The sequence below is a fragment of the Pelorhabdus sp. sgz311001 genome, assembly GCF_055901755.1.
Map to the genome: position 1 here is coordinate 243,029 of NZ_JBVXUT010000004.1, position 18,482 is coordinate 261,510.

The window sequence follows — 18,482 nt, forward strand, 5'->3', positions numbered from 1 at the left end:
AACGCCCCGACTGAACCTTGCACCATATCTCATATCGAGTTATGGAATAGAGAACAAAATTGTCGCTGCTACGCCCGATGCAAATGCTCCACCGCCAGTATTAATCTGTACTGAAATTAGATTACCCTGGTTGACAACGAGACTTGAAGCTACCGATGCGGAAAAATTAGGGGGGTTAGGCCCAGTTATTGTAGCCACAATACTAGTTGCCGAAAAAGTAGCGCCGCCATCTGAACTAAGAAATATAGTAGCTGTCGCTGAAACACCTGCAGCTAAAGCATTATTGCGAATATTAAAAGTTAACCCCGCCAGCGTTGTAGTCTGCGGTATAACCAGACTATTTCTGACAAAGCTTGACGATGAAGTACCTAATCCCAAAAAATCATTATTACTAAGTGATTGATCAGTACCTAAATAAATTGTGCTTCCGCCCGGCCCGGTGACACCAGTTGCTCCTGTTGCACCTGTTGGCCCTGTGGCACCAGTTGGACCCGTGGCTCCGGTGGAACCTGTTGCTCCGGTGGAACCTGTTGCTCCGGTAGGTCCGGTTGGACCTGTTGGCCCTGTTGCTCCCGTTGCTCCTGTGGCTCCCGTTGAACCCGTGGCTCCTGTTGAACCAGTTGGGCCGGTAGCACCGGTGTCTCCTATATCTCCCGTTGGACCGGTCGCTCCCGTTGGGCCTGTCGCACCTGTTGCTCCAGTGGCTCCGGTGGAACCTGTTGCTCCGGTAGCTCCTGTATCGCCTGTATCTCCCGTTGGTCCTGTGGCTCCCGTTGGCCCAGTGGCTCCTGTCGGTCCTGCGGCCCCTGTCGGACCCGTTGGGCCTGTGGCTCCCGTGTCTCCCGTATCTCCTGTTGGTCCAGTAGCTCCTGTAGGTCCAATGGCTCCAGTGGGTCCGGTTGCTCCGGTGGAACCTGTTGGGCCCGTCGCTCCTGTTGCTCCTGTTTGCCCAGTTGCACCGGTAGGGCCGGTGGCTCCTGTCGAACCGGTTGGGCCTGTTCCGCCTGTATCTCCTGTATCTCCTGTTGGGCCAGTGGCACCAGTTGGGCCTGTTGCTCCTGTCGGACCTGTGGCCCCAGTCGAACCTGTGGGGCCTGTAGCTCCTGTGTCACCTGTATCTCCGGTTGGTCCTGTTGCGCCAGTTGGCCCAGTCGCTCCTGTCGGACCTGTTGACCCAGTCGAACCCGTTGGGCCAGTAGCTCCAGTATCCCCTGTATCTCCGGTTGGTCCGGTCGCACCAGTTGGGCCTGTGGCTCCTGTCGGACCTGTTGACCCAGTCGAACCGGTTGGACCTGTCGCTCCCGTATCTCCTGTATCTCCGGTTGGGCCTGTCGCTCCTGTTGGCCCCGTGGCTCCTGTCGGACCTGTTGACCCAGTCGAACCGGTTGGACCTGTCGCTCCCGTATCTCCGGTATCTCCGGTTGGGCCTGTCGCTCCTGTTGGCCCCGTGGCTCCTGTCGGACCTGTTGACCCAGTCGAACCGGTTGGACCTGTCGCTCCCGTATCTCCTGTATCTCCGGTTGGGCCTGTCGCTCCCGTTGGTCCCGTGGCTCCTGTTGGACCTGTTGCTCCGGTCGAACCTGTGGGGCCAGTAGCTCCAGTATCCCCTGTATCGCCTGTCGGTCCTGTGGCCCCCGTTGGTCCCGTGGCTCCTGTCGGTCCCGTTGCCCCAGTCGAACCCGTTGGGCCAGTTGCTCCAGTATCCCCTGTATCTCCTGTTGGTCCTGTTGCACCTGTTGGGCCTGTTGCACCTGTCGGACCTGTGGCCCCAGTCGAACCGGTTGGACCTGTTCCTCCTGTGTCCCCTGTATCTCCGGTTGGTCCGGTCGCTCCCGTGGGGCCAGTTGCACCGGTAGGGCCGGTGGCTCCTGTGGAACCGGTTGGACCTGTGGCTCCTGTGTCTCCTGTATCGCCGGTTGGTCCGGTCGCTCCCGTGGGGCCAGTTGCTCCTGTCGGTCCGGTGGCTCCTGTCGAACCTGTTGGGCCTGTGGCTCCCGTATCTCCTGTATCCCCTGTTGGTCCTGTGGCACCAGTTGGGCCTGTGGCACCGGTCGGTCCGGTCGCTCCGGTCGAACCTGTTGGGCCCGTATCCCCTGTATCTCCCGTTGGTCCTGTGGCACCAGTTGGCCCCGTTGCACCAGTCGGTCCGGTGGCTCCTGTCGAACCGGTTGGACCTGTCGCTCCTGTGTCACCTGTATCGCCGGTTGGTCCGGTCGCACCAGTTGGGCCTGTGGCACCAGTCGGACCTGTTGACCCAGTCGAACCGGTTGGACCTGTCGCTCCCGTATCTCCGGTATCGCCTGTTGGTCCGGTCGCTCCTGTTGGACCCGTGGCTCCTGTTGGACCTGTTGACCCAGTCGAACCGGTTGGACCCGTGGCTCCCGGATCTCCCGTTGGCCCAGTTGCTCCTGTGGGGCCTGTTGCTCCTGTGGGGCCTGTTGGACCTGTTGGACCTGGCAGACCACCGCCGGGACCAGTAGCTCCGGTATTTCCAGTAGCTCCAGTAGCTCCGGTAGTTCCAGTAGCTCCGGTAGTTCCAGTGGCTCCAGTAGCTCCAGTGGCTCCAGTAGCTCCAGTAGCTCCAGTAGCTCCAGTAGCTCCGGTAACTCCAACACAGCATGCGGATGGACATATATGGCACGACAACTGATTATGCAAATTACAGCAGTCACACGAATCAGCGGAATCACACCATGAATCATGATGTTTATTATGCATGATATTTATCAACTGCCTTTCAAAAAATACTTGCACCATATAATATGTAAACAACAAGCCAACGGTGTTTTGTATAATCACTTTTGCCAAATATGTACCACCTTATGTGAGAAAAGAGCAACTATTAAGGGGAGCTCCCCATAATAGTTGCTCTTTTTGTTATTGATATTAGGCTATAGCACCATTTCATTCCAGGCATTACCCGCTTCGGCCAGTCCATAAACACTCGCTTTATTATGATGTGTTCATTACACTAAGATTTCACAAAAACCATATTAACTACTCACTGAAAAACATACCCGAAGTTAATCGAAATAAAGATTTACTCCATTTAGTTTCAGCCTTTATTTGCTGTGTGAAAACAAGTGCAAATCTGATGTCTTAATAATGGATAGATATACTCATAAATTCCTTTTTGCATCAAGTATGAGAATATAGCATAACGAAAACACTCTTCTTTTTTTACACATTCGTGATTATCACAAATAATAGCACATGAGGTATTTATAGATTCAAGAGAAAGTGCAGCTTTCTCAATCATTTTTTCTATTTTATCTAAATGAATATTCACTCGCTCATCCGGTTCCAATAACTCTTCAAAAGCCAAGTCAACATAAGAACTATTAGGATCCTCCTTAAAATCATCGCACGTGGATTCAAACTTTTTCTTTGCTATTTGCCCAAAGTCTACAAATGTGTTTTCTCTCATATACCTTCCTTTAACCAAAAACCATGATGGCAGTTACAATAAATTATCATTGCAAGAGCCATCATGGTTAATTTATTTCGTTTAAATTTATTTAGCTTATCACTTAAAGATATCTTAAAACCAATACTATAAAATGTCAATAAAATCAAAACAATTCGTCATTAGTAAAAACATCCAGTCTTTCTATACGCTTTTCTGCAAACCTTCCTTTAAGGGCAATTTAATGATAAAGGTTGTTCCTACGCCTTCCTGACTTTCCACATTCAGCGTTCCTTCATGTTTATTCACAATAATATCATAGGAAATACTAAGACCTAAACCCGTTCCCTTACCGAGTGGTTTCGTCGTGAAAAAAGCGTTAAAAATTTTCTCTTTCACGTCTTTACTCATACCAATTCCACTATCTTTAATAATACAATAAGCGAAGCTTTCGTCATGATGTGTCGCGATTTTGATTTTTCCCATCCCCTCGTTCTGCTTTGCTGCAATGGCATGAGCGGCATTTACAATAATATTCAGTAAAACTTGATTGATTTGCCCTGAGGATGCAGAAAATGCAGGAATTTCTCGTAAATCAGTCTCTACTTCAGCAACATATTTCACTTCATTCTTCGCGATGATCAGAGTATTTTTGATGCCTTCGTTTAAATCATAAGCGTCAAATTCATTCTGCCTGTCACTGCGTACAAACAACTTCAACGCCTTAGCAATGTCTTGAATTCTCTGCAGTCCTTCTTCACACTCTTTAAATAGAGTCGGAATATCTTCCAAGACAAAGTCTACTTTCTTTCGCTTTTCCAACTGATTTATTTGGGTGATAAAGTCGGATACCCCGGGGTAATTTTCCATCCCCTGCATTAATTTTAATTCTTTATACTTATACATAACTTCTGTAATCCCAGAAAAATACTTCTGCAATGTATCAAAATTGCTAGAAACAAACCCAACGGGATTATTAATTTCATGACCAACGCCAGCAGCCAACTGGCCAATACTTGCTAACTTTTCCTGTTGAACCATTTGCAGATGTGTACTTTCTAACGCTTTGTAAGCCGCCGCTAATTCTTCATTATGTCTATATAAGGAATCTTCCATAACTTTATATTCCGTTAAATCAAGCTCCATACTTAAATAGTAACCAATTTCACCATCAGCGTTTTTCACCGGTGATATGGATACTAAGACCCAATATAAATCTCCGTTTTTTCTTTTATTGCAGATTTCTCCTTGCCACTGATGCCCGTTAGTTACAGTTTCTTTAATTTCTTCATAGAAACTTTCAGGGTGCGCTTCTGATCTAAAAAAACTAATATTTTGTCCTACAATTTCCGCTTTAGAGTAACCAGATATTCTGCTGTACTCTGCATTTACATAAATAATCGTTTCTGCTTTATCGATAATAATAATGGACCCAGGACTTTCTTCTACGGCCTGTGACAATTTAAGAATTTCTTCTTGAGCTAACTTCTGTTCCGTAATATCACGAATCATAATAAGCGCCTGTTCTCCGGAAATAACCACCGCACGTGCATCGCGATATTTGATACCATCTTCATATTTAATTTGATATTCAAAAGGCCGGACTTTCTTTTGCTGAAAGGAAAGTTCAACATTTTCTTTAAAAACACTGGCTACTGGCGCCGGCAAAACATCTCCTATCCGCTTGCCAAGAATGGTTTTATCGCCAATATGGCTAAACTCTGAAGCTTGTTTAAACTCAACTATAGTGAGTTCAGGCGTTACTACCAACATAATGTCTGGTATCGTTTGAACAAGCACTTTATTTTTTTCTTCGCTAATTTTTAAAGCTTCTTCTGCTTCTTTTTTCTCAGTCACATCAATCACAGCGCCAACTAATCCCTGCACTACACCAAACATATCTCGATATAGCATTTTATGAAACACAACATGCCGAACCTTTCCAGCAACAATGAAAGAATTCTCATAGACTTGCACTTCTTCTTTTTCAAAGAGTTCTTCGTCTTTAAATTGATATAAATCAGCATATTCCTTGGGAACTAGATCGTAGGCCGATTTTCCAATAATAGCTTCTTTACTTAAACCCATAAATTTTTCATATGCTTTATTACAGCCCAGATAAGTTCCACTATAATCTTTTACAAAAATCGGTATAGGAACTAAATCAAACATGATCCAAAAATCTAAATCTTTACAAGCAATCAATTCATTGATTTTTATGGACCTCAGATCTAATTCCACTGCCGCTCACTCCTCATGATTTGAATTCATTGTATAAATTCTACTCTTGCTTATCTAAGTCCTATAAAACATAAAAAAAAAGAACCATGTATCACTCATGGTTCTCCACTTTTTGGGAATTTATCTTATGGTAGAAAATAAAAGTTTCATTACATGGACTGACTTTTTCCCGCCAAGATTGATTCCATTGGCGCAAGCTACGCAGTAACAGGCCACCTTCTCTGTCGTAATAGCGTTAAAGTGGCTTTTCATACTCGCAATCTTTGCTTCATCAGTGTACGGTTGAAAGAGTTTTGGGGGAAGATTCTCACCAAACCGCTTAGGAGCAAACTCGTTATAGTAAGTAGGCGGTATCTGCAAAATACTAGTGCCACAAAAACGAGTTTCATCATAGTTTTCTGGAAGTTCCACGATCTGAATATTCATTTTACCCATAAGCTCACGAACAGCCTCTTGCTCGGACCGTTTGTCATAAGCACGCCAACAATCTTGTAGCGTTATCGCTTCGCCATGATAGTTAGGAAAAGAGAATTGTGCATCTTGTGCAATCAGTTCCCAAATTGAAACCACTTTACGTGCTTTGGAAGATTCATCACAAAAGGCAGAACAAGTATTACATATACATACTGCAGTATCTTCTTTTGTTAATAATTGCAGATTGCCTCGACAGCACCCAGTTATGGCCATATCATAGCGATTACGAATATATTCCGCTACCTGTTTTGCAGTTTCCGGATATCCGGCAGTAAATTTACAGCTAGGAAAATAGACTAGAGCCATATATCGCATCTCCTTAAAGTGTACATGAATCACCTGAATGTAATTGTTTAGCGATTACCGCCACATACTGCTCTCGCCACCATGCACCAATTTCTTTCCCTTGTAAAGTCGCAGGAGCAACTACACCTTTAGGTAAGACCATTACAGATTTTAGTGGTTCTAATTGAGGAATCTGTAACTTTGCTGATCTAGTAATAAGATCAAACTCTTCGATGGTAAGAGAACCACGCCTTAATTTATTAATGGTATCTACGATCTTCTCTGGCGTGGGATGTTTTAAAATGCCAATCATCTGGCTGACCGTAACGGCCGCCTCCAGCCAGCCGCCAGGCAGTGTCATTCTATCATTCCATACTTCTAAACGCTCTTTATCTAGCACTAAGCCTAGCGTTGCAAACCTCACCTTTGAATTTTGTGTAGCTTTTGCTACAGAATCTAGCATAGCCATTATTTTTTCAAATTCGCCAGAAGACAAAGCTGCGACCTCATTAAATATGCTCTGCAATAAATCAGTTTTTGCCAGAACCCGAAAAAATTGACCTGGCTCCGGCGCTTCCGCCAAAACGACTTTCAATTCATGAACCACCCGCTCTACAGGCTCATGAGCAAGCTCTGCTTGCGCCGCTCTGGCAAACAAAAGTGTATCACCGTCGATGGCGAAACCCAAACGGGCAGATTGTGCGGCCAATCGCAAAGCGCGCATTGGATCATCAGAAAAATGCTGTCCTGTCGCTCTAAGAACCTTGGCGTCTATGTCCTTTCTCCCCTGGAAAGGATCGATAATTTCTCCTGTTAAAATATCCAAGGCCATAGAATTTACCGTAGTATCACGTCTAAAGAGATCTTCTTCAATCGTAATCTTGGGCTTCGCTGATATTTTAAAACCTTTGTAGCCGCTGCCTACTTTCTGCTCGGTGCGTGCAAAAGCAACTTCACGTTTTACACCGCCGATCACTAAGTGAAACACGGGAAAAGCCTTGCCAATATCTTCCGCTTCGGGAAACAACATTTGAAAGTTCTTCCTCACCATGCCAACAACACTATAGTCAATATCCTTCGACGGCCTTCCCATAAACTGATCGCGAACTGAACCACCCACTCTAAAAACACGTCCACCATTTTTTGCAACAATCTCGGCAAACTCTCTTTCTGTTAACCCATTGGCGCTCATACTTTACGTTTCCTCTCTACATTTCATCTCTTCCGACTTTACACACTCTTTTTAAAAACCATTACCACTTTGAAAATCCAACTTCCTTGATCTTATGTAACTTGCCTTTTATCTTGGTTACCAAAAGCGCCTTCAAGACAAGCTCCCCCTTATCCCCAAGAATCTCTACATAAGAACAAGTATCTTGAATATCGATAATACCAATATCGCTTCCGCTAATACCATCAATGGCGGTAATGGCTCCCAATATATCGCCTGGCCTTAGCTTCGTCTTCTTGCCTGCATTGATGCGAATTCTAGTAATGTGTCGATTTAGTTTTTCGCTCTTATCAATTTTTAGTACAGGTTCCCTTTTCTCACACTTATGAAAAATCACTTTTCCCTCTGCTACTTTCTCGGCTGTCGGGATTTCTTGCTGCGGAATCTTATAATGAATATACTCCTCTAGTTCGTGTAAAAGCTTATATTCATTATTAGTTACAAAAGTAATAGCCGCCCCTGTCTTGCCCGCTCGTCCTGTCCTGCCAATTCGATGAACATAGCTTTCCGTATCGAAGGGCATATCATAATTGATTACTAGCGATATATCGTCGACATGAATTCCCCTTGCTGCCACATCTGTCGCAACAAGAAATTGGAATTCTCCCCGTTTAAAATTCTGAATAGCTTTGAGCCGATCCTTTTGTTCCATTCCTCCGTGCAAGCTTTGACAAGAGTACCCCGCCTGCTTCATATGCTGAATAACAGCTTCTACTTTGTCTCTGGTATTACAGAAAAGGATGCAACTAGCAGGTCTTTCCATGTAGGTGATTTCAGAAATCAACTGTAACTTGTCCGCTTCTTCTACTTCATAATAAACTTGCCGAATATTTTCCACACTCGGACTTGTTGAAGCAACTTCTATTGTGATCGGATCTTTCATATATTGCTGGCAAATTTCCTGAATCCGATCTGACATTGTAGCAGAAAACACCAGCGTGAGCCTATTGGCAGGTAATACTTTGATAATCGCTTCCACCTGTTCGATAAACCCCATATCGAGCATTTTATCTGCTTCATCAATAATTAGATACCGTACTTCTGCCAAATTCATATGCTTTCTTTCAATATGATCTAAGGTTCTCCCTGGCGTACCGACAATAACATGGACTCTTTGCCTTAATTCTCGTCTTTGCATTTCCATAGCTTGTCTGCCAAAAACGGCAGCACATCTCACGCCTCTAAATCTCCCGATATTGGAAATCTCCTGCTTTAATTGTACCGCCAATTCTCTAGTCGGCGTAAGAACTAGTACTTGGGGATTTTTCTGCTCTATTTCAAGTTTTTCACAAACCGGAATGGCAAAAGCCGCTGTCTTACCACTCCCCGTTTGGGATCTCACGATGATATCTTGTTGCGCTAAAACTAAAGGTATTACCTTTTCCTGAACCATAGTAAGGGTCTGATACCCCAACATATTTAAAGCCTTTGCTATTTCTTTACTAAAAACACAACTTGCCATATATTGATCATCCATTACACGATAAACCTCATTTTCCGAATTATCCCTTCGCCTTAAATATAATTTGAACTTTGGTGCCTTGCGATAAAACACTGTCGATGGTAAGCTGTCCGCCTACCTCTTCCGCCCGTTCCTTCATAATATGCAAGCCCCGATGAACAATCGAACAGTTCGCCACAGGTTCAAACCCACAGCCATTATCACTAATAATTACGACAAAATTCCCCGCCTCAATCTGCATACATATTTGTACCTGACTCGCTTTGGCGTGTTTTCGGATATTAGTCAAAGCCTCTTGAATAATCCGCATCAACTGGACTTCTACATTCTTACTAATAAAATTAGACAGCGGCTTGTCCGGTAAATTGAGAACAAGGGTAATACCATAGGCCTGTTCGTACCAATGAAAATACTTTTGCAGCGTTGCCATAAAATCATTGTTCTCTGCTTTACCACTGTTTAGACTGACTATAGATTCCCGTACATCATCATGCGCAACATGGAGTGTTTCTTTAAGCTTCTCAACTAGTTTTTTCGCATTTTCAATCTGCCTATTTTCCATGAATAAACTAAGAGATTCCAGCTCAAGTAACAAATAACTCCATATCTGCCCTGATCCATCGTGAAATTCCCGTCCGAGTCGATTGCGTTCCGCCACAATAGCGAATGCTTTTTGCTGCTCAATCAGTTGAGCCTGATCCTGTTTCTGTCTGGTAATATCCTTCACTAAAATAATACGGCCAAAGGACTTCTTCCCCAAAGTTTGTAAAGGAATTTTCGTTAATTGATAAAAGGAACACTTCTGCGACTGCTGTCGTTGCGCTTCCAACATGTATATACCGGCTTTGCTGTCAACCTCGGCCAAAGGCGGCCAAGTAACGGCAAGTTCTTTAAAATCCGTACCGATCGTTATTTGAAGATCACGCAGCATCTGCTTGGCACTCGCATTAATATCGACAATATAATCCTCTTTATCAACAAAGAAAATTCCCTCCACAACATGTTCCATCGCAACAGCTTGCGCCATAGGCAAACTATTATACAAGTGTAGGCGATAATAAATCCAAGTTACTACAGCACCATTAAGTAAAAAACCAAGAGGCAGAATAATATCTGCTTTCACCTCAAGGCGCCATAAAATAAAGCTGCACCAAGAAAATACTACCGCAAGAGAATACCATAAAGCCTGCCGTCGCCGTAAGCCAACGGAAGTAGCTATCCAACGCACCGAAAGGATCGTGGCAAAAATCCCCAGCATGAAAGCATATCCCATCAAAACCATATGTCCTACGCCCCAACCAAGTACAACTGCCTGCCCTTCCAGCCAAGCTTTTTGCCAAATCAGCTCCTGCCAATTTGATAGTAGCAACAGCACAATGCAAAGAAAACTGCCGCCACAAAACTTGGTAACAGTATCTACCTCTTTCTTCTGATTACTGATCTGCCAGACAAAGATAGGCCAACAACAAGCTAACAAAACACCTGCCAGTTTCAAAGTAATAACCCAAAACAGCTTATCTTCAAGATTCGCACTAGTACTATAAAATATGATTCCCAAGAGCCAAACAACTTTGCATCCCTGTGAAATAGACGCCATCATGGCCCCCGGAAGTTTGCGAAATTGCCAAGTATACACTGCCATAGCTTCTAGTAGCACAATAACGAGTAAATAGAATTTTATATTTTCAATAGGATAATAGGTTTGAATTAACACAACAAGACTTTTCCTTCCTCCACCTAAATAAAAGCACGCAATACTTCGGCTGAGTGGTAAATTCATCTAGCTGTTCTACTTATTTCTAAGAAATAAGAAAAAAACCTGCTTAAGTAATACAAGGCCGTCATATTTTCGGTAAGTAGAGACATATTAATCGTATCATATTCGCTGATAATCTGGGATCCTCTGAAACACCTTAATACGCTTCTATAATGAGCAAATAAATTGCGCCCAAAAGCACCATGCGGCTTCGCATGGTGCTTAACTTTTCATGTTTTATATAGCATGATTTTGTGATAAACTCCTGATATTTAGTACCCGAATGGCATTAAGAATGGCAATAACCGAAACTCCCACATCGGCAAAAACGGCAGTCCACATACTGGCTAAGCCTATGGCTCCCAGTACTAGAACAATCCCTTTCACACTAAGGGCGAAAACAATATTTTGCTTCACGATAGACAGAGTTTTCTTTGATACTTTTATGGCTGTGGCAATTTTTGAAGGTTCATCGGTCATAATGACTACATCAGCAGCCTCAATCGCTGCATCAGACCCCACTCCCCCCATGGCAATACCAATATCGGCTCTGGCTAGAACCGGAGCATCATTTACCCCATCCCCCACAAAAACCAACTTTCCCTTTTCTGATTTCTGTGCAAATACTTCCTCTAATTTTGTTACCTTATCAACTGGTAACAGTTCTGTGTAGACCTTATCAAGTCCTAGTTTTTTCGCAACATGCTCGCCAATTGATTTTGAGTCGCCTGTCAACATCACGGTTTGCTTAACCTTGGCAGCTTTTAAAGCTTGAATCGCTTCTGCTGCATCATTTTTAATTTCATCGGCAATTACGATATAACCCATATATTTCCCATCAACGGCAACGTGAACGACTGTGCCGATCATTTCTCCTTGGAAATAGTTAATCTGCATTTTTTTCATCAGCTTATCATTACCAGCTAAAACTTCTTGGCCTCGTACGCGGGCTTGAACTCCCTGGCCTGGAATCTCTTTGACATCAGCGATTACAGAATGATCAATTGCTTTACCATAAGCTCGCTTCAGCGAAAGAGAGATCGGATGGTTAGAGTAATTTTCCGCATAGGCGGTTACTTCCAACAGCTCTTCTCGACTCATTACTTTCGATTGAACTTCCTGAACATTAAAGACACCTTTTGTTAAGGTTCCTGTTTTATCAAAAACAACAATCTCTGTCTGCGCCAAAGCTTCTAGATAATTGCTTCCTTTTACCAGAATACCTAGCTTAGATGCTCCGCCAATCCCCCCAAAGAAACTAAGTGGAATAGAAATGACTAAAGCGCAGGGGCAAGAAATAACTAGAAAAGTAAGCGCTCGGACAAACCATTTTGTAAACGCCTCATCACTGTAAAGCAACGGAGGAATAAGAGCCAACAAAATTGCTAAAACAACTACGCTAGGCGTATAATACCTTGCAAATTTTGTAATAAAATTCTCTGAATTTGATTTCTTACTGCTAGCATTTTCCACCAAATCGAGAATCTTGTTAACGGTAGAATCACCAAATTCTTTCGTAACCCGTGCCGTAAGCACCCCATTAACATTAATACAGCCACTCAGCAGCTCAGAGCCCACAGTAACTTCTCTGGGAATCGATTCGCCGGTTAGGGAAGACGTATCAACCATTGAGTTTCCTTCAACTACTATCGAATCCAGCGGTATTTTCTCGCCTGGCTTGATTATGATGGCATCACCAACTAGCACTTCATCAGGATCAACTCTGACAATTTCCTCGCCACGACGCAGGTTTGCATAGTCTGGACGAATATCCATCAGGCCAGCTATCGACTTTCTTGATTGATTGACTGCATAGCTCTGGAACAACTCGCCCACCTGATAAAACAGCATAACTCCTACAGCTTCCTCAAAATCGCCGATGGCAAAAGCGCCTACAGTGGCAATAAACATTAAAAAGTTTTCATCAAAAATATCCCCGCGCTTTATATTTTTTAAGGCCTTTAAAACTACATCGCCGCCAATAATGAGATATGCCAGCAGAAACATAGCAAGATTAAGTGCTATATTGTCCCACTCACCAAAGAAAGAAACAGCATAGACCACGGCACCGCCAAGCACTCTAACAAGCCGCTTTTTGTTGTTCATCGCCTTCACCTCACTAAGCCTTTTCGACTTTAACATCTGGTTCAATATTATGAATAACTCTTTTTGCTGCTTCAACTACATAGTCCATATTTTCCCGTTCAGATTCTATATTCATTTTCATTGTCATAAAGTTTACTGAAACAGATGTTACATCTGATAAATTACTAATAGCATTTTCAATTTTGGCAGCGCAATTGGCACAATCAAGACCGATTAGTTTAAATGTTTTTTTCATGATTAAATCCCCCTATTCAGTTGAATGTTCGTTCAACCTTTTATTTTTTATAACAGTTGAATAAACATTCAACTGTTATTCTTAGTATAGTTGAACAAATACTCAACCGTCAAGTATTTCTTGTATTTTGACAAAACTTTTTTAGACAACTATAATACAAATAAAATAATGCCTAAAAGAAGGTGATGTTATATGGAACACAAAGATACCGACTGTGAAATTATCCATGTTGAAGTGGTTGATCGGGTCCGCGCCAAAATGCCTAATGAGCCAATATTAAACGAAGTATCTACCTTATTTAAAATTATGGGTGACAAAACAAGAAGCCATATCCTTTGGGCATTAGATCAAAATGAAATGTGTGTTTGCGATTTAGCAGCATTACTCAACATGACAAAATCAGCAATTTCTCATCAACTCAGACTCCTCCGCGAAGCAAAATTAGTTCGCTCTCACCGTGAAGGGAAAAACGTATTTTATATGCTAGATGATAATCACGTCAGAGATATTTTTGAAAAAGCATTTGAACATATTATTGAGAAGAACAATAATCATACGTGTTAGGCTTATCGTATTTAAACCGCACTTACTCTCCGCAGAAATGAAACTCAACCAATAAAAGCTGCACCAACTCACGTTGATGCAGCTTTCAGACTGTAGACCAAAAGACTAATCACTTCTCAGCTATGATAAAATTATGAGGAAGTACATGCCTTATCTTTATGTTGCAAACTTATATCGCCTGTTTTCTGTCTAACTCTTGATACCTTGCAAATACAGAGGCCAAAGCGTATTCATCAGCTGTTTCGAATGGTATATGCTGCAAATAATAAACTCGCATATTATCTGCTCACACTTTATGCTTTTGACAATACCCCACTACGCACTAGATCAACGCGCTCAGAATCAAACACCGTTTCCACGTAACGACACATCATCAGCACCCGATTGGCATCCTGTTCTTCTGGAATCCCGATATGAAAATTTTCCAATGAACAAATTCCATAAAGCAAATCTAGTGATCGTATTTCTTTTTCCATTTCTGGCGATATTGTCACCACTGTCTCGACCGCATCCATAAGGCACTCAAAATTGTGATTACCTGGGGCGACACCATATAGTTCGCATAAAGCAATCAGATAGTTTTCGAGCGCCATCGAAGCAATATTGAAGACCACACTGGCTGAACTTTTTTTCTCCAAAAACTGGTTTGCCCGATAATGATACATTTTCGCACTATGATACTTATCCTCAAAGGATTCCATGTCAATAATCATTATATTCCTCCTCATTTTGAACACGTTTTCGTCAGTTCTAATAAACGAACGAAAACGTGTTCTCTTAATCATGAAGCTACGCCAAACTTAAATTAAGCAATTGACCAATACGGTACCATTCATTTAAGAGTCTATCCATAAAACACATAGGGGTATCAATGAACCGTAGACGGGTTCATTGATACCCCTATGTATCTAGTAATAAAATGTTATAATGTTATCAATAACTTTACACCAAACCCAAACAACTGTCAATAGAGTCTAGTAAAATGTAACAAAATGCAAAAATTAAGCTAAATATACTGCAATCAATTTTACCGATCGGGGATGCATATTGTGAATGAAATGTACAAGGATCAACTCGCTAAAGCTTTAGTCAAATATGCTGCTGTTCCTGAAGATGAGCTATTAAAATTTGGGGCCATTGCCCAGCCAGTTGCGCTAAAAAAGAACCAATATTTTATTCGGGCGGGGGAAAAAACGCCTTGGCTTGGTTTTGTTCTTTCTGGAGTCTTTCGTTGCTATCATATTGGTCAAAACGGCGCTGAGTACACGAAACATTTTTTTATGGAAAATGATTTTATGACGGCAAATAGTCGCTCGTTGATTGATAATGAATTTGTTCAAAAAGAATCGGATTACTATTTTGAGGCTTTAGAGGATGCAAATGTCTTATCTATTGAACAGCACGAAAAGCAGCGACTAACACATGCTTGCTGGCAAACCGTGTTTAGCAAAGAAATTGAGCGAGTGCATTCCATTGAAGAACGCCGGATTCGGCAACTCATGCTAGATGATGCCGAGGCGCGCTATTATGATTTTTTACGGGACTTTCCCTGCCTTGATAAACGGATTAAACAAACATATATTGCATCCTATGTAGGAATTTCACCAGTTTCACTTAGCAGAATTAAGAATCGTTAACCTATGTTAATGCAAGTAACAGCACTTTTTTGTATAGTGTAAATAAAATTATACAAAAGAGGTGCTGGAAATGAATCCACGTTATGAGCAGGGTTTGAAAAAGTTTAAAAGTATTTTTGGTGAAGATCAGGCCAATGCATCACTTAAAGAAATTGAGGCTATTGCGCCCGATTTTGGTAGACACATTGTAGAATTTGCCTTTGGAGATATTTTTCAAAGAGGAGTTCTCAGCTTAAAACAAAGAGAAATGATATTAATTACGGCTTTGACAACACTTGGTACTGAAGATTGGCTCGGGGCTCATATCAGAGCAGGGCTAGATGCCGGAATTACGCCAGCAGAGATAGTAGAAACGATTGTTCATACCTCTTTGCCAGCAGGCCTGCCGCGTGTATTAAACGCCCTGAAGGTTGCCAAACTAGCATTTGCTGAGCGAGGGATTCAGTAGTATTTTATTTACAGCCAAATATTTTTAAGTCATTCCATAGTAAAACTGCTGAATTAGACGGTGTTCCTTCAAAATCGTCTATAAAATCTTTGTAATGCTTTGCTCCTAAATGAGTATATATCCCTTCAGCCCGGTCATTTCCTTTTACAATGCAAATAGACATTTTTTCATATCCGCTATTATAGGCATATTCACCAGTTGCAAAAATCATTTTTTTCCCGATTCCATGACCTTGTACTGTTTGTAAAATATGTAATGAATCAAGTAGTAAACATTTATTTATATCGTCATATGGCTTATATGCTGAAAAACCAATAATCTTATTATTTTCTTCTATTGCCACAAAAACGCCTTGGTGCTCTGCATGAATATACGAAGACCACTTTTCTTCTGAATGCTCATAAGTCAGGCTTTCCAAAAAAGCCTCTGGTAAAATTCCTTGATATGTAGTCTTCCAATTATCTGTATATATTTTAGCAATTTCTTGTATATCCTGATCCCTTATCGGTCTAATAAACATATTCATTCCTCCCATATTGAACATTATATCACAAGCTATAGTCTGAATCCGTAAACCTTCCCCTCTCGCATCGGATCTTCGTCTAATATAAACGTTATCAACTTTTATAAAAAGTACAATAGAAATGCAGTAAATTTACCGATTATACAAAAAAGGGAAGCAGGCATAAATATAGGGCTTAGCGACTTGGCTAAGCCCTATATTCTGCTGCAAAAAATAATCAGTGATATAAAAAAGTGCTGCACTTTGCGATTTTAGAAAATACGGCCTCGTCCGCTTTGTCCTGTCTGTCCTCTAAAATAAAATCTATATCTAAGCCTTGATATACCTAGTTGTTTTTAAAAATACAGAGGACAGAGGACGAAAAACCAACTATTTTAGCATTAATTTTATTTTACTAATTTATTTATAGTGTGCCGTTTTTTGCTTCACATGTTTATTTAAAATGATGCATTTTCCAACTAACTAATCGCTTTATTAAAAGTTTAACCCATTCTACTTCTAATAAATATCAAAATAAGTATTGCTACATTAAAAGTAGCATGCTACAATATCAGTAGCAGAAATGCTAAAATATACATTTTAAAAAGAGGTGCTATTATGCCAGTAATTACGATGAAAATGAAAAAAACTCAACCAGAAAAGAAAAAAGCGTTGATTGAAAAATTAACTGCTGCAGCAGTTGAAGTTACCAATTCCCCTGCAAGCGCTTTCACTGTCTTTATTGAAGAGTATGAGCCAGATAGTATCGGTATCGGCGGACAAACCTTGCTTGAAAAAGCATCAAAAAATAATATGTAAAATGCCCAAGCCCCTCACGCATTCGACAAGAGAGAGGGGCTTTTCACAATATTGACAACTTATTTTAAGAGACATTCATAGAAGGAGGCATTAACATGTCAGTTCCACATCCTGGTAAACCAGTTAGAGGTTCTAAATCAGGGGTGCCTATCATGGCTCTTTTCGATCTTTTAGGTAGAAATTGGGCAATGGGGATCATCTGGAATCTACAGGATGGATCTTCTACATTCAGAGAACTTCAGGAACGGTGCGAATCGATTTCTCCTACAATACTAAACAACCGTATTAAGGAACTTAGAGAAGTCGATATTATAGAACGCAACACTGATGGATACCAATTGACCCCAAGAGGAAAAGAGCTCATGGAATTGTTGCGCCCATTTGGCGCGTGGTCACGGGCTTGGTCAAAAGAAGTTTTCCAGTTTACCAAAGAACGTGATGACTCATAAAATAGTAAATTACTATTGTAAAGCTACTAATTCGAAAAAAATAGAAATGGAGTTTTATTATGAGTTTACTTACTGTAGATCGGGAAAAATGTATTAACTGCGGGGCTTGTGCCAATGTTTGCCCCAAAAATTATTGAAATGACTAGCGAAGGAATTCCCTCTGCCAGCGGAATGACCTGCATTGCCTGCGGTCATTGTGTCGCAATCTGCCCACAAGCGGCATTAGATCATACATATGCGCCACTCAATCGTCAGTCGCCATTAGATAAGACTCCTGTTTTGAACGCTGAAATAGCAGAAAAATTTCTTCGCGCCAGACGTTCTATCTGAGTATATAAAGAGGAACCTGTCCCTAAAAATAAAATTCTAAAGCTACTAGACATTGCCAGACTAGCTCCAACTGGAAATAATACTCAAAATGTTGAATATTTAGTTGTAGATAATAAAGACACTCTACAGCATATTACCAAAGCCACACTAGCCTGGATGAACGAAGCTATCATTCATAATGAATCATCTGCAGTTTATTTTACCGACTTAGTAGAACACCACCGTAAAACCGGAGAAGATGTTATCTTACGAAATGCTCCTTGCTTTATCATAGCAATGGCAAAAAAAGTTTTATGCGTGGATGTGATAATACTCATTTTTCTCTTTCATACGCTGAGTTATTTGCAACAAGTCTTTCATTGGGAACTTGTTGGGAAGGTCTCTTTGAGGCATGTGCCAGATCTGGCTATCCAGCTCTGCTTAAAATATTGAACCTTCATGAAGATTTTATAGTCACTGGTGCAATTATGGTTGGCTATCCCAAATACAATTATAAACGACTGGTAGATCGCTCTCCATTACGAGTAACTTGGCATT

19 protein-coding genes are annotated in these 18,482 nt (G+C 41.7%); 8 read left to right on the forward strand and 11 right to left on the reverse strand.

Annotated elements, in window-relative coordinates:
- Window positions 1-39: 39 nt before the first annotated feature.
- The 9 genes from AC0MXB_RS12120 to AC0MXB_RS12160 all read right to left on the reverse strand — a co-directional run bounded on the left by AC0MXB_RS12120 (window position 40) and on the right by AC0MXB_RS12160 (window position 13,196).
- Complete coding sequence (locus AC0MXB_RS12120; RefSeq protein ID WP_474039946.1) at window positions 40-2,808, reverse strand: beta strand repeat-containing protein; 2,769 nt, start codon at window positions 2,806-2,808, stop codon at window positions 40-42.
- Window positions 2,809-3,055: 247 nt separating this feature from the next.
- Window positions 3,056-3,427: a hypothetical protein gene (locus AC0MXB_RS12125; RefSeq protein WP_474039947.1), complete on the reverse strand. Its 372-nt coding sequence runs from the start codon at window positions 3,425-3,427 to the stop codon at window positions 3,056-3,058.
- A gap of 183 nt (window positions 3,428-3,610) precedes the next feature.
- Window positions 3,611-5,647: a PAS domain-containing sensor histidine kinase gene (locus AC0MXB_RS12130; RefSeq protein WP_474039948.1), complete on the reverse strand. Its 2,037-nt coding sequence runs from the start codon at window positions 5,645-5,647 to the stop codon at window positions 3,611-3,613.
- A gap of 120 nt (window positions 5,648-5,767) precedes the next feature.
- Entirely contained in the window at window positions 5,768-6,427 is a 660-nt protein-coding gene (locus tag AC0MXB_RS12135; RefSeq protein WP_474039949.1) for a hypothetical protein, read from the reverse strand.
- A 13-nt stretch (window positions 6,428-6,440) separates the two neighbouring features.
- Window positions 6,441-7,598 carry a CCA tRNA nucleotidyltransferase gene (locus AC0MXB_RS12140; RefSeq protein WP_474039950.1) on the reverse strand — a complete coding sequence of 386 codons (1,158 nt, stop codon included), beginning with the start codon at window positions 7,596-7,598 and terminating at the stop codon, window positions 6,441-6,443.
- 61 nt (window positions 7,599-7,659) lie between these two features.
- A complete protein-coding gene (locus AC0MXB_RS12145) occupies window positions 7,660-9,114 on the reverse strand; it encodes a DEAD/DEAH box helicase (protein ID WP_474039951.1) in 1,455 nt (484 codons plus the stop codon).
- Between the two features lie 25 nt (window positions 9,115-9,139).
- On the reverse strand, window positions 9,140-10,813 hold the full coding sequence (locus AC0MXB_RS12150; RefSeq protein WP_474039952.1) for a sensor histidine kinase: 1,674 nt from the start codon (window positions 10,811-10,813) through the stop codon (window positions 9,140-9,142).
- Between the two features lie 279 nt (window positions 10,814-11,092).
- Complete coding sequence (locus tag AC0MXB_RS12155; RefSeq protein WP_474039953.1) at window positions 11,093-12,961, reverse strand: heavy metal translocating P-type ATPase; 1,869 nt, start codon at window positions 12,959-12,961, stop codon at window positions 11,093-11,095.
- 13 nt (window positions 12,962-12,974) lie between these two features.
- On the reverse strand, window positions 12,975-13,196 hold the full coding sequence (locus AC0MXB_RS12160; RefSeq protein ID WP_474039954.1) for a cation transporter: 222 nt from the start codon (window positions 13,194-13,196) through the stop codon (window positions 12,975-12,977).
- A gap of 192 nt (window positions 13,197-13,388) precedes the next feature.
- On the opposite strand from AC0MXB_RS12160, the gene AC0MXB_RS12165 reads away from it, so the two are divergent.
- A complete protein-coding gene (locus AC0MXB_RS12165; RefSeq protein ID WP_474039955.1) occupies window positions 13,389-13,760 on the forward strand; it encodes an ArsR/SmtB family transcription factor in 372 nt (123 codons plus the stop codon).
- Between the two features lie 293 nt (window positions 13,761-14,053).
- Here AC0MXB_RS12165 and AC0MXB_RS12170 read toward each other — a convergent pair whose 3' ends face one another.
- The gene (locus AC0MXB_RS12170; protein ID WP_474039956.1) at window positions 14,054-14,473 is read right to left on the reverse strand and encodes a hypothetical protein; all 420 of its coding nucleotides are present in this window, start codon (window positions 14,471-14,473) and stop codon (window positions 14,054-14,056) included.
- 336 nt (window positions 14,474-14,809) lie between these two features.
- Here AC0MXB_RS12170 and AC0MXB_RS12175 point away from each other — a divergent pair, with 336 nt between their 5' ends.
- Together AC0MXB_RS12175 and AC0MXB_RS12180 are read left to right on the forward strand one after the other, a co-directional pair.
- Window positions 14,810-15,397, forward strand: a complete 588-nt coding sequence (locus tag AC0MXB_RS12175; RefSeq protein ID WP_474039957.1) for a Crp/Fnr family transcriptional regulator — start codon at window positions 14,810-14,812, stop codon at window positions 15,395-15,397.
- A gap of 70 nt (window positions 15,398-15,467) precedes the next feature.
- Window positions 15,468-15,845, forward strand: coding sequence for a carboxymuconolactone decarboxylase family protein (locus AC0MXB_RS12180; RefSeq protein ID WP_474039958.1), 378 nt, complete (start codon window positions 15,468-15,470; stop codon window positions 15,843-15,845).
- 4 nt (window positions 15,846-15,849) lie between these two features.
- Here the strand turns inward: AC0MXB_RS12180 and AC0MXB_RS12185 are convergent, their stop codons facing one another.
- Window positions 15,850-16,365, reverse strand: coding sequence for a GNAT family N-acetyltransferase (locus tag AC0MXB_RS12185; protein WP_474039959.1), 516 nt, complete (start codon window positions 16,363-16,365; stop codon window positions 15,850-15,852).
- 600 nt (window positions 16,366-16,965) lie between these two features.
- Here AC0MXB_RS12185 and dmpI point away from each other — a divergent pair.
- From dmpI to AC0MXB_RS12210, 5 genes are all read left to right on the forward strand, one after another.
- A complete protein-coding gene (gene dmpI / locus AC0MXB_RS12190) occupies window positions 16,966-17,166 on the forward strand; it encodes a 4-oxalocrotonate tautomerase DmpI (RefSeq protein WP_474039960.1) in 201 nt (66 codons plus the stop codon).
- 95 nt (window positions 17,167-17,261) lie between these two features.
- Complete coding sequence (locus tag AC0MXB_RS12195) at window positions 17,262-17,615, forward strand: winged helix-turn-helix transcriptional regulator (RefSeq protein WP_474039961.1); 354 nt, start codon at window positions 17,262-17,264, stop codon at window positions 17,613-17,615.
- A 59-nt stretch (window positions 17,616-17,674) separates the two neighbouring features.
- Window positions 17,675-17,752 carry a 4Fe-4S binding protein gene (locus tag AC0MXB_RS12200; RefSeq protein ID WP_474040073.1) on the forward strand — a complete coding sequence of 26 codons (78 nt, stop codon included), beginning with the start codon at window positions 17,675-17,677 and terminating at the stop codon, window positions 17,750-17,752.
- On the forward strand, window positions 17,730-17,945 hold the full coding sequence (locus AC0MXB_RS12205; RefSeq protein WP_474039962.1) for a hypothetical protein: 216 nt from the start codon (window positions 17,730-17,732) through the stop codon (window positions 17,943-17,945). Before AC0MXB_RS12200 ends, AC0MXB_RS12205 begins: the two co-directional genes overlap by 23 nt.
- A 51-nt stretch (window positions 17,946-17,996) precedes the next feature.
- Window positions 17,997-18,377, forward strand: coding sequence for a nitroreductase family protein (locus AC0MXB_RS12210; RefSeq protein ID WP_474040074.1), 381 nt, complete (start codon window positions 17,997-17,999; stop codon window positions 18,375-18,377).
- Window positions 18,378-18,482: the final 105 nt, after the last annotated feature.